This is a genomic window from Citrobacter sp. RHBSTW-00524 (assembly GCF_013747755.1).
In the GTDB taxonomy this organism is placed as follows: domain Bacteria; phylum Pseudomonadota; class Gammaproteobacteria; order Enterobacterales; family Enterobacteriaceae; genus Citrobacter; species Citrobacter braakii.
This window is the reverse complement of record NZ_CP056421.1, coordinates 4,321,225-4,333,949: the sequence shown is the minus strand read 5'-3', so window position 1 is coordinate 4,333,949 and position 12,725 is coordinate 4,321,225. Positions and strand designations below refer to the sequence as shown.

The window sequence follows — 12,725 nt, the reverse complement described above, 5'->3', positions numbered from 1 at the left end:
GTCGTGAGTGGGAAAGTGTGAGGCAGGTAACAACCCCCACCTGATGCAGGTGGGGGAGGGAGAATTAATGTGCTTTAGCTACTTTGGCGGTTTTCTGTTTGCACAAATAGCCGATGCCAAGAATGGCTATCCATACCGGGATTAAGTACACCGAAATCGCCATGCCCGGCGTCATCAGCATAATCACCAGCACTGCAGCCATGAAAATCAGGCATACCCAGTTACCAAGCGGATAGAGCAGCGCCGGGAAACGGGTGGTAACGCCTTGCTGCTGTTTGGCTTTGCGGAACTTCATGTGCGCCAGGCTAATCATTGCCCAGTTGATCACCAGTGCGGAAACCACCAGCGCCATCAGCAGGCCAAAGGCGGATTCCGGTGCCAGATAGTTGATCAGTACACACAGAGCCGTAACCAGCGCGGAGACCAGAATGGTGTTCACCGGTACGCCGCGTTTGTCGACGTTCATCAGCGCTTTTGGCGCGTTACCCTGCTGTGCCAGACCGAACAGCATACGGCTATTGCAGTATACGCAGCTGTTATACACAGAAAGGGCAGCGGTCAGCACTACGATGTTCAGAGCATTGGCAACAAAGGTGTCGCCCAGCTCGTGGAAAATAAGGACAAACGGGCTGGTATCAGCCGTGACGCGCGTCCACGGCATCAGGGAAAGCAGAACAGCCAGCGAACCTACATAGAAAATCAGGATACGGTAGATAACCTGGTTGGTTGCTTTGGGAATGCTTTGCTCCGGGTTATCGGCTTCTGCTGCGGTGATCCCGACCAGCTCCAGCCCACCGAAAGAGAACATAATAATAGCCATCATCATCACCAGACCGGTGAAGCCGTGCGGCAGGAAGCCACCCTGACTCCACAGGTTACTGACGCTGGCCTGCGGGCCGCCGTTGCCGCTAAACAGCAACCAGCCGCCGAACAGAATCATCGCAACCACGGCAATGACTTTGATAATGGCGAACCAGAACTCCATTTCCCCAAACACTTTCACGTTGGTCAGGTTGATGGCGTTGATCAGCACGAAGAAGGCTGCAGCAGAAACCCAGGTGGGGATATCCGGATACCAGAACTGGATGTATTTACCTACGGCAGTCAGTTCAGCCATGGCAACCAGGACGTACAGTACCCAATAGTTCCAGCCAGAAGAGAAACCCGCGAAACCGCCCCAGTATTTATAAGCAAAGTGGCTAAAGGAGCCTGCAACCGGCTCTTCAACCACCATTTCACCTAACTGACGCATAATCAAAAAGGCGATAAAGCCGGCAATTGCGTAACCCAGAATAATACCCGGTCCTGCAGACTGGATAACGGATGCGCTCCCGAGGAATAACCCGGTACCAATCGCGCCACCCAGCGCGATTAGCTGTATATGGCGGTTCTTAAGACCGCGCTTGAGCTGATCGCCATGCTGTTGACTTTCCATCATTAAACCTCGTGTGTGGTTTTACTCTTCATATTTCGAGTACTTATTTTTTGAACTACGCAGCAATGCGTGTGTAAGTTTGCAATTCCGTTTGTTGTATTTATTTGTTTACAGATGCTTTAGATAAAATGTTGCCTCAATGCTTTTGTCTTGATCAGAATAATGATATGCGAGCGCGAATGCACCTGCTTTATGCGGGCAAGATGACGAGTTGAATAAAAAGAAACCATTTGTAAATGCGAGTTTATCTACCACAAAATTTCCATTTTGAATTTTTATTCACTAATTGTGGCTAATGTGTCGATAAATAATCGGGTGAATCGGTTCAGATGAGATATTTTTTCGTTTCAATTCCGTTAAAACTACCCCGTGGTGGGTAAATTTAACATTTGTGCATAGTTACATGTTTGAAACGTTATTTCTGTAATGTTGTTAAAATATGCCCCCTTTACTGATTTCAATCAAAACCTGTATGGACAGAAGGTGAATACTTTGTTACTTTAGCGTCAAGAACATGAAATTGGTAAGACCAATTGACTCCGGGCAAATGGCTTAAGACAGGAAATCATGGCCTACAGCAAAATCCGCCAACCAAAACTCTCCGATGTGATTGAGCAGCAGCTGGAGTTTTTAATTCTTGAGGGGACACTTCGCCCCGGAGAAAAACTCCCACCGGAACGCGAGCTGGCAAAACAGTTCGACGTCTCCCGCCCCTCCTTACGCGAGGCGATCCAACGCCTTGAAGCGAAGGGGTTACTGCTTCGTCGTCAGGGCGGTGGCACTTTTGTTCAGAGCAGCCTGTGGCAGAGCTTTAGCGACCCACTGGTAGAGCTGCTCTCCGACCATCCTGAATCCCAGTTTGACCTGCTTGAGACGCGCCATGCGCTGGAAGGTATTGCAGCCTATTACGCTGCACTGCGCAGCACGGATGAAGACAAAACGCGTATCCGTGAACTACACCATGCGATCGAGCTTGCTCAACAGTCCGGCGATCTTGACGGCGAATCTGACGCGGTACTCCAGTATCAAATTGCTGTCACCGAAGCGGCACATAATGTGGTGCTGCTCCATTTGCTAAGGTGTATGGAGCCGATGCTGGCCCAGAACGTTCGGCAAAACTTCGAATTGCTGTATGCGCGTCGCGAGATGCTGCCGCTGGTGAGCAGTCACCGTACCCGCATCTTTGAAGCAATTATCGCCGGGAAGCCTGAAGAAGCGCGTGAAGCGTCTCACCGTCACCTGGCGTTTATCGAAGAGATTCTGCTGGACAGGAGCCGTGAGGAAAGCCGTCGTGAACGCGCCTTACGCCGTCTGGAGCAACGAAAGAATTAGTGATTTTTCTGGCAGAACGTTAACCAGAAGATGTTGTAAATCAAGCGCTATCGAAAGGCGCGGCAACTAAACGCAGAACCTGTCTTATTACGCTCTCTGGTGAGAACGTAATGGGACAGGTTCCAGATAACTCAACGTATTAGATAGATAAGGAATACCCCCATGTCAGAACGTTTCCCAAATGACGTGGATCCGATCGAAACTCGCGACTGGCTACAGGCGATCGAATCGGTCATCCGTGAAGAAGGTGTTGAGCGTGCTCAGTATCTGATCGACCAACTGCTTTCAGAAGCTCGCAAAGGCGGCGTGAAAGTAGCGGCAGGTGCTGGGGCCAGCAATTATGTAAACACTATTGCCGTTGAAGATGAACCGGAATACCCGGGCAATCTGGAGCTGGAACGTCGTATTCGTTCTGCTATCCGCTGGAACGCCATCATGACCGTACTGCGCGCGTCTAAAAAGGACCTTGAGCTGGGTGGCCACATGGCATCCTTCCAGTCCTCCGCAACGGTATATGATGTTTGCTTCAACCACTTCTTCCGTGCACGCAACGAACAGGATGGCGGCGATCTGGTTTACTTCCAGGGCCACATCTCTCCGGGCATCTACGCTCGCGCATTCCTGGAAGGTCGTCTGACTGAAGAGCAGATGAACAACTTCCGTCAGGAAGTACATGGCAAAGGCCTGTCTTCCTACCCGCACCCGAAACTGATGCCGGAATTCTGGCAGTTCCCGACCGTATCTATGGGTCTGGGCCCAATCGGTGCAATCTACCAGGCTAAATTCCTGAAATATCTGGAACACCGTGGCCTGAAAGATACCTCTAAACAAACCGTTTACGCCTTCCTGGGCGACGGCGAAATGGATGAGCCAGAATCTAAGGGTGCAATCACCATCGCGACCCGTGAGAAACTGGACAACCTGGTCTTTGTTATCAACTGTAACCTGCAGCGTCTTGACGGTCCGGTCACCGGTAACGGCAAGATTGTTAACGAACTGGAAGGCATCTTCGCGGGCGCTGGCTGGAACGTTATCAAAGTCATGTGGGGCGGTCGTTGGGATGAGCTGCTGCGTAAAGATACCAGCGGTAAACTGATCCAACTGATGAACGAAACCGTTGACGGCGACTACCAGACCTTTAAATCCAAAGATGGCGCATACGTACGTGAGCACTTCTTCGGTAAATACCCGGAAACCGCAGCCCTGGTTGCTGACTGGACTGACGAGCAGATTTGGGCTCTGAATCGTGGTGGTCACGATCCGAAGAAAGTCTACGCTGCACTGAAGAAAGCGCAGGAAACCAAAGGCAAAGCAACTGTAATCCTGGCCCATACCATCAAAGGTTACGGCATGGGTGACACCGCCGAAGGTAAAAACATCGCTCACCAGGTTAAGAAAATGAACATGGACGGCGTGCGTTATATCCGCGACCGTTTCAACGTTCCTGTGACCGATGAGCAGGTTGAAAACCTGTCTTACATCACCTTCCCGGAAGGTTCTGAAGAGCACACTTATCTGCACGCTCAGCGTCAGAAACTGCACGGCTATCTGCCTGCTCGTCAGCCGAACTTCACCGAGAAGCTGGAACTGCCTGCTCTGGAAGACTTCGGTGCGCTGCTGGAAGAGCAGAACAAAGAAATCTCCACCACTATCGCTTTCGTTCGTGCCCTGAACGTAATGCTGAAGAACAAGTCGATTAAAGATCGTCTGGTTCCGATCATCGCTGACGAAGCGCGTACTTTCGGTATGGAAGGTCTGTTCCGTCAGATCGGTATCTACAGCCCGAACGGTCAGCAGTACACCCCGCAGGACCGTGAGCAGGTTGCTTACTATAAAGAAGACGAGAAAGGTCAGATCCTGCAGGAAGGCATCAACGAACTGGGTGCTGGCGCATCCTGGCTGGCTGCTGCGACCTCCTACAGCACCAACGATCTGCCGATGATTCCGTTCTACATCTACTACTCCATGTTCGGGTTCCAGCGTATCGGTGACCTGTGCTGGCAGGCAGGCGACCAACAGGCTCGCGGCTTCCTGGTAGGGGGAACTTCTGGTCGTACGACGCTGAACGGCGAAGGTCTGCAGCACGAAGATGGTCACAGCCATATTCAGTCTCTGACTATCCCGAACTGTATCTCTTACGATCCGTCTTACGCGTACGAAGTTGCGGTCATCATGCACGATGGTCTGGAGCGTATGTACGGTGAGAAACAAGAGAACGTTTATTACTACATCACCACGCTGAACGAAAACTACCACATGCCGGCAATGCCAGCAGGTGCCGAGGAAGGTATCCGTAAAGGTATCTACAAACTCGAAACCCTCGAAGGTAAGAAAGGTAAAGTTCAGCTGCTGGGCTCCGGTTCTATCCTGCGTCACGTGCGTGAAGCAGCACAGATCCTGGCGAACGACTACGGTGTAGGTTCTGACGTTTACAGCGTAACCTCCTTCACTGAACTGGCGCGTGATGGCCAGGATTGTGAACGCTGGAACATGCTGCACCCGATGGAAACTCCGCGCGTTCCGTACATCGCTCAGGTGATGAACGACGCTCCGGCAGTGGCATCTACTGACTATATGAAACTGTTTGCCGAACAGGTTCGTACTTATGTACCGGCTGATGATTATCGCGTACTGGGTACTGACGGCTTCGGTCGCTCTGACAGCCGTGAAAACCTGCGTCACCACTTCGAAGTTGATGCTTCTTATGTGGTTGTAGCGGCCCTGGGCGAACTGGCTAAACGTGGCGAAATCGATAAGAAAGTGGTTGCTGACGCAATCATCAAATTCAACATCGATGCAGATAAAGTTAACCCGCGTCTGGCGTAAGAGGTAAAAGAATAATGGCTATCGAAATCAATGTACCGGACATCGGGGCTGATGAAGTTGAAATCACCGAGATCCTGGTCAAAGTGGGCGACAAAGTTGAAGCTGAACAGTCGCTGATCACCGTAGAAGGCGACAAAGCCTCTATGGAAGTTCCGTCTCCTCAGGCAGGTATCGTTAAAGAGATCAAAGTCTCTGTTGGCGACAAAACTGAGACCGGCAAACTGATCATGATTTTCGATTCCGCCGATGGTGCAGCAGCCGCTGCACCTGCTCCGGCAGAAGAGAAGAAAGAAGCCGCTCCGGCAGCAGCACCTGCTGCGGCAGCGGCGAAAGAAGTACACGTACCGGACATCGGCGGTGACGAAGTCGAAGTTACCGAGGTTATGGTTAAAGTGGGCGACACCGTTGCGGCTGAACAGTCTCTGATAACCGTTGAAGGCGATAAAGCGTCGATGGAAGTTCCGGCGCCGTTCGCGGGCACCGTTAAAGAGATCAAAATCAACACGGGCGATAAAGTGTCTACCGGTTCTCTGATTATGGTCTTCGAAGTTGCAGGCGCAGCGCCTGCTGCAGCACCGGCTCAGGCGGCAGCTCCAGCAGCAGCGGCGGCTCCGGCAGCTTCTGGCTCGAAAGAGGTTAACGTTCCGGATATCGGCGGTGACGAAGTTGAAGTCACTGAAGTGATGGTTAAAGTGGGCGATAAAATTGCCGCTGAGCAGTCACTGATTACCGTTGAAGGCGATAAAGCGTCGATGGAAGTTCCGGCACCGTTCGCGGGCACCGTGAAGGAAATCAAAATCAGCACCGGTGACAAAGTCAAAACCGGTTCTCTGATTATGATCTTCGAAGTTGAAGGCGCAGCACCTGCTGCTGCTCCAGCTGCCGCGGCTGCTCCAGCCTCTGCAGCTGCACCGGCTCAGGCTGCTAAACCAGCCGCAGCTCCGGCCGCGAAAGCGGAAGGTAAATCTGAGTTCGCTGAGAACGACGCTTACGTTCATGCAACGCCGCTGATTCGTCGCCTGGCGCGCGAGTTCGGTGTAAACCTGGCGAAAGTGAAAGGTTCTGGCCGTAAAGGTCGTATCCTGCGTGAAGACGTTCAGGCTTACGTTAAAGACGCTATCAAGCGTGCTGAAGCTGCTCCGGCAGCAGCAGGCGGCGGTATTCCGGGCATGCTGCCTTGGCCGAAAGTGGACTTCAGCAAGTTTGGTGAAATCGAAGAAGTGGAACTGGGCCGTATCCAGAAAATCTCTGGTGCTAACCTGAGCCGTAACTGGGTGATGATCCCGCACGTTACTCACTTCGACAAGACCGATATCACCGATCTGGAAGCGTTCCGTAAACAGCAGAACGCCGAAGCTGAAAAACGTAAACTGGACGTGAAATTCACGCCAGTGGTCTTCATCATGAAAGCCGTTGCCGCCGCTCTGGAACAGATGCCGCGCTTCAACAGCTCTCTGTCTGAAGACGGTCAGCGTCTGACCCTGAAAAAATACATCAACATCGGTGTCGCGGTAGATACGCCGAATGGTCTGGTTGTTCCGGTCTTCAAAGACGTGAACAAGAAGAGCATTACCGAGCTGTCTCGTGAACTGACCACCATCTCCAAGAAAGCGCGTGATGGCAAGCTGACCGCTGGCGAAATGCAGGGCGGTTGCTTCACCATCTCCAGCATCGGTGGCCTGGGTACGACCCACTTCGCGCCGATTGTGAACGCGCCGGAAGTGGCTATCCTCGGTGTCTCCAAGTCCTCTATGGAGCCAGTGTGGAACGGTAAAGAGTTTATGCCGCGTCTGATGATGCCGATTTCGCTCTCCTTCGACCACCGCGTAATCGACGGTGCTGATGGTGCGCGCTTTATCACCATCATCAACAACATGCTGTCTGACATTCGCCGCCTGGTGATGTAAGCGAAAAAGCCGGCCCGACGGCCGGCTTTTTTCTGGTAATCTCATGAAGTCAGTGAGGTTATTGTGCGAAAGACAAATCGGTTGCCGTTTGTTGTTTCAAAATTGTTAACAATTTTGTAAAATACGGGCGGATAGAACGACCCGGTGGACGACGGGTATAAATTAAGAGGTCATGATGAGCACTGAAATCAAAACTCAGGTCGTGGTACTTGGGGCAGGCCCTGCAGGTTACTCTGCTGCCTTCCGTTGCGCAGATTTAGGTCTGGAGACCGTCATCGTAGAACGTTACAGCACCCTCGGTGGTGTTTGTCTGAACGTCGGCTGTATCCCTTCTAAAGCGCTGCTGCACGTAGCAAAAGTTATCGAAGAAGCCAAAGCGCTGGCTGAACACGGTATCGTTTTTGGCGAGCCGAAAACCGATATCGACAAGATTCGTACCTGGAAAGAAAAAGTTATCACTCAACTGACCGGCGGTCTGGCGGGTATGGCCAAAGGCCGTAAAGTGAAAGTGGTTAACGGTCTGGGTAAATTTACCGGGGCAAACACCCTGGAAGTTGAAGGTGAAAACGGCAAAACCGTGATCAACTTTGACAACGCGATCATCGCGGCGGGTTCCCGTCCGATCGAACTGCCATTCATTCCGCATGAAGATCCGCGCGTGTGGGATTCCACCGATGCACTGGAACTGAAAACTGTTCCTAAGCGCCTGCTGGTAATGGGCGGCGGTATTATCGGTCTGGAAATGGGTACCGTTTACCATGCGCTGGGTTCAGAGATCGACGTGGTTGAAATGTTCGACCAGGTTATCCCGGCTGCCGATAAAGACGTGGTTAAAGTCTTTACCAAACGCATCAGCAAGAAATTCAACCTGATGCTGGAAACCAAAGTAACTGCCGTTGAAGCGAAAGAAGACGGTATCTACGTTTCCATGGAAGGCAAAAAAGCGCCTGCTGAAGCTCAGCGTTACGATGCAGTGTTGGTGGCTATCGGTCGTGTACCGAACGGCAAAAACCTCGACGCGGGCAAAGCTGGCGTGGAAGTTGATGACCGTGGCTTCATCCGCGTTGACAAACAGCTGCGTACCAACGTGCCGCACATCTTTGCTATCGGCGATATCGTCGGTCAGCCGATGCTGGCGCACAAAGGTGTTCACGAAGGTCACGTTGCCGCTGAAGTTATCGCCGGTAAGAAACACTACTTCGATCCGAAAGTTATCCCATCCATCGCATACACTGAACCAGAAGTTGCATGGGTTGGCCTGACTGAGAAAGAAGCGAAAGAGAAAGGCATCAGCTTTGAGACCGCCACCTTCCCGTGGGCTGCTTCTGGTCGTGCTATCGCTTCCGACTGCGCAGACGGTATGACTAAACTGATTTTCGACAAAGAATCTCACCGTGTTATCGGTGGTGCGATTGTCGGTACCAACGGCGGCGAGCTGCTGGGTGAAATCGGTCTGGCGATCGAAATGGGTTGTGATGCTGAAGACATCGCGCTGACCATCCACGCGCACCCGACTCTGCACGAGTCTGTGGGCCTGGCGGCAGAAGTGTTCGAAGGTAGCATCACCGACCTGCCAAACCCGAAAGCGAAGAAAAAGTAATCTTCCCGCTTTTGTGAAAACGCCTCTTCGGAGGCGTTTTTTTTGCCTGAAAGCTACCAGTTCTGGTAGTCATCTTATTGATATTTCCACTAAAAAAAATTGCGCAACTGCCGATACTTTTTTCGCCATTGTGTGGCTACTGGCCGCGCGGTTAAGAGGCTCTGGATTCTCTATTACACGAAAAAAGGAAATAACATGTCTTTAAAAAAAATCGCGGTTGTTGGCATGGTTGTCGCGACAATGACGCTGACTGGTTGTGGCGCGATGACCACCGCCGTTAAAAAACGTAATCTCGAAGTGAAAACGCAGATGAGTGAAACCATCTGGCTGGAGCCTTCCAGCGAGAAGACCGTCTACATTCAGGTAAAAAACACTTCTGATAAAGACATGAGCAACCTGCAAACCCTGCTGGCAAACGACCTGTCTGCGAAGGGCTATAAAGTGACCAGTTCACCAGACAGCGCTTACTACTGGGTGCAGGCGAACGTACTGAAAGCGGACAAAATGGATCTGCGTGAAGCTCAGGGCTTCCTGAAGACCGGCTATGAAGGGGCAGCGGTGGGTGCTGCGTTGGGGGCGGGGATCACTGCCTATAACAGCAACTCCTCCGGCGCGGCGCTGGGCGTTGGCCTGGCGGCGGGGCTGATCGGTATGGCCGCGGATGCCATGGTAGAAGACGTGAACTACACCATGGTCACTGACCTGCAAATCTCTGAGCGCAGCAAAGCGAAAGTGACAACGGATAACGTTGCCGCACTGCGCCAGGGCACGTCCGGTATCAAGCTGCAAACCAGCAGCGCGCAGGGCGATCGCGCAAAATACCAGACCCGCGTCGTGTCTAATGCCAACAAAGTGAACCTGAAGTTCGAAGAAGCGAAACCGGTTCTGGAAGCGCAGCTGGCGAAATCCGTCGCTAACATCCTGTAATCTCTCGTGAGTTGGCCGGAGGGGCTTCGCTTCCCCGGTCAACTCACTATTTGACTGGCATTCAGGGCGCTACGGGCTGCCAGTTTTTATCCAGATGATATGCGGTTAACGCCTGGGCTTTCTGCTGTGCATCAGCGCCGAGATCGGCCTGATAGACTTTATCATCACCGTTAATCATAAAACTCATAACGCCTGTGTGATCGTAGCTGACGGGCCAGGCAACCATCGCAAAGCCGCTGGTTTTATCGGGAAGGATACGGAAACGATAGCCGTGATAGCCCGTGCCAGGCTCTTGCGGACTAAAGGCCGGGCCAAGCGGGCTTGGCGCTTCGCCGGGCGAAACAGGCCAGTACAGACCATCTTTTTTCCCTTCAGAACTGACAATCTTTTGCGCGTATTTTTGGTTCATCGCAAAGTAGCTTTGCTGAGCATCTACATAGGCGTGTAATGCTTCAATAGCGGCAAGTTCGTTGCGCCCAATCTCACGGGTCAGGATCTCTTCAGCCGCTTCCTTGATATCAAATTGCCAGCCGGAAGCGGTTTTAACAACCGGGATCGGCAGTTGCCAGTCGCTGTCCCCGACCACCAGGTGTGCGCTATTGCCGTCGATGACGGTATTATGGCGGACCTTCCAGTCGCGCAGGAAGCGATCAACCGCATCAGGATCGACGCCTTCCGGTGGCAGAAACTCGCGCCAGTTTTCCCCGAGCAGGTTGTTCATCGCGCTTTCATTCTGCTCGCTTATCGCGGTTGCCAGGGCATCGGTCGCCTGGTCTGGTGTGCTGAAGGATTGCTGTGCCATCGCGGTGGTCGAAACCATGAATAACACCATTCCACTGAGTAGTTTATTTTTCATGTCGGTTCCCTTAACGATGACGGAATTCACGGTGTTCAGCACGGTCGCCGGATAGCTGGCGAGATGGCTGGTTGCGGGCGACCTGCCTGCTTTGAGCCCCTCGCTGCTGCTGCGCCTGCCAACTGGCGGAGCGACTGTCGTTGCCGCTCAGCGCATTGGCCCGCGGCTGGCTGGTCCGCTGTTGAAGATTGCGCTGCTGCACGTTGCGTTGCTGCGCTGGTTGCGTGACCCGTTTCTCTTGTCGCTGAGTGGCAGCCTGGCGATGTTCATGTTGCTGAGCGTTTGCCCGTTTTGCCGTTTGCGGTTTGGTATCGTAACCACGGTAGTTATTACGCTGGGAAATTTGCTTAAGCTGTTGGCTGGATGCCTGACGCTGGGCGTCTTTCGTTCCCGTACGCGCCGTCTGGGGGAAGGTTTTCCCCGTTGATTTTTCCATCTGGCTCAACGCTGCCTGACGCTGGCTATCACGGTTGACCGGTCTTTGTTGGGTTGAGCTTAGGCCCGTAGCCGTGTTAGTGGAGTGGAAGCGGTTATTGAGCTGGCTATTAGGGTACGGAACCCCTTCGCGATAGGCCGGGTTGTGCTGCCAGGTACGGTTGGCATCCGTCAGACGCTGTCCACTGATTTTATTGAAGTTATCAACGTTGATATTGATGTTGTTATCACCGTTGCGGTTATAGCCGCCATGGTTATCCCAGTCATCATTATGATGGTGATCCCAGTCATCGTCGTCATCCCAGTCGATATTGCTGAAAATGGCATAAGTTGTGGCGACGCCGAGGCTGAAGCCTAAACCGTTAACGAAGCTGTTGCCAAACTGCTCGCCGGGCGTTGGCGGTAGATAGGTTGGCGGATAGGCGGTGTTCGGCCAGGTACCGTAAACCGTATTTGGGTTATAGGTGGGAACGTAAACTACCTGCGGGTCGGCGGATTCAATTTTGATTACCGTTGGGCTTGCTGAGGCGGCGGTCGTGGCTGTTGTGGTCGTTGACTCGCTGGTAACGGTTTTAGCCGGAGCTGCTTTGGCCACGGTGGTAACAGTCTGCTGCGGTGTTGATTGCAATGCTCCGGTCTGTTGCGCCAGCGCACGCAGGCGTTGAACGGAATCCATAACCTCTTTCGGCTGCGCAAGGAATGCATCGCCCAGGCTCTGTACCCACGGCGGATTTTCACCCATCAGCGACATCAGCTGCGGAAACGCCACCAGCGATTTCACGCTGGGATCCCAGGGTTGGCTGGCAACGGCCTGAATGGCGGCATCACCCTGCATTTTGGGATTGTCTTTTGACCACTGCGCGGCCTGGATGACGTTGGCCGGGTAGGTTGAGGCCATCAAAATTTGCGACAGCAGTGAATCCGGATAGAGCGCGATAGGCGCAACCCACTGATCGATTTGTGCCGATGTGTACGTAGGGGCTGCGGTGGGCGCTGGTTGGTCGGCCGGGGCAGGGGCCGCCACGGGAGCCGGTGCGGACGGTTGCTGTGCGACGGGGGCTGGAGCTGCTGGCTCCGTTGCGCGACTTTTAACGAACATCACGCCAGAGGCGGCAAACAGCCCGGCACTGCACAGAAGGACAAGCAGATGTGGCTTAAAGGGCAACTTCATAAAATGACTCCAACGAGACGAGCGCTGTGCCGTGAGGCGTTCTGTTGCCGCGAGTATTATTCACCCGTGTTAGATAGTTTTGACTTTTATTGGGGATTCACCCGGCAGGTCCGGAAAAAGAGTGTGAAGATTTATTACACAATTATATCTGATGGCTGAAAAATCGCTGGAATATTCAGCATGTCACGCTTGAAAATTAACCGTTTTACATCGTTTTTAGGGAGCCTAAATTACGC

At 52.8% G+C, this 12,725-nt stretch carries 8 protein-coding genes; 5 read left to right on the top strand and 3 right to left on the bottom strand.

What is annotated here, in order from left to right; genetic code table 11:
* Positions 1 to 64: 64 nt before the first annotated feature.
* On the bottom strand, positions 65 to 1,438 hold the full coding sequence (gene aroP / locus HV229_RS20890) for an aromatic amino acid transporter AroP (protein WP_085951098.1): 1,374 nt from the start codon (positions 1,436 to 1,438) through the stop codon (positions 65 to 67).
* Positions 1,439 to 2,002: 564 nt separating this feature from the next.
* Between aroP and pdhR the strand changes: the two genes are divergently transcribed.
* The 5 genes from pdhR (at position 2,003) to traT (ending at position 10,027) form a co-directional block, all read left to right on the top strand.
* Entirely contained in the window at positions 2,003 to 2,767 is a 765-nt protein-coding gene (gene pdhR / locus HV229_RS20885) for a pyruvate dehydrogenase complex transcriptional repressor PdhR (RefSeq protein WP_003018699.1), read from the top strand.
* Between the two features lie 162 nt (positions 2,768 to 2,929).
* The gene (aceE, locus tag HV229_RS20880) at positions 2,930 to 5,593 is read left to right on the top strand and encodes a pyruvate dehydrogenase (acetyl-transferring), homodimeric type (RefSeq protein ID WP_016151717.1); all 2,664 of its coding nucleotides are present in this window, start codon (positions 2,930 to 2,932) and stop codon (positions 5,591 to 5,593) included.
* A gap of 14 nt (positions 5,594 to 5,607) precedes the next feature.
* Positions 5,608 to 7,500: a pyruvate dehydrogenase complex dihydrolipoyllysine-residue acetyltransferase gene (gene aceF, locus HV229_RS20875; RefSeq protein ID WP_016151718.1), complete on the top strand. Its 1,893-nt coding sequence runs from the start codon at positions 5,608 to 5,610 to the stop codon at positions 7,498 to 7,500.
* Between the two features lie 175 nt (positions 7,501 to 7,675).
* Positions 7,676 to 9,100, top strand: a complete 1,425-nt coding sequence (gene lpdA / locus HV229_RS20870; RefSeq protein ID WP_016155701.1) for a dihydrolipoyl dehydrogenase — start codon at positions 7,676 to 7,678, stop codon at positions 9,098 to 9,100.
* A 195-nt stretch (positions 9,101 to 9,295) separates the two neighbouring features.
* Complete coding sequence (gene traT, locus HV229_RS20865; protein ID WP_043018444.1) at positions 9,296 to 10,027, top strand: conjugal transfer complement resistance protein TraT; 732 nt, start codon at positions 9,296 to 9,298, stop codon at positions 10,025 to 10,027.
* 61 nt (positions 10,028 to 10,088) lie between these two features.
* Here the strand turns inward: traT and HV229_RS20860 are convergent, their stop codons facing one another.
* Entirely contained in the window at positions 10,089 to 10,883 is a 795-nt protein-coding gene (locus HV229_RS20860) for a DUF2950 family protein (RefSeq protein ID WP_094760762.1), read from the bottom strand.
* 10 nt (positions 10,884 to 10,893) lie between these two features.
* A complete protein-coding gene (locus tag HV229_RS20855) occupies positions 10,894 to 12,489 on the bottom strand; it encodes a DUF3300 domain-containing protein (RefSeq protein WP_181546286.1) in 1,596 nt (531 codons plus the stop codon).
* Positions 12,490 to 12,725 lie beyond the last annotated feature (236 nt).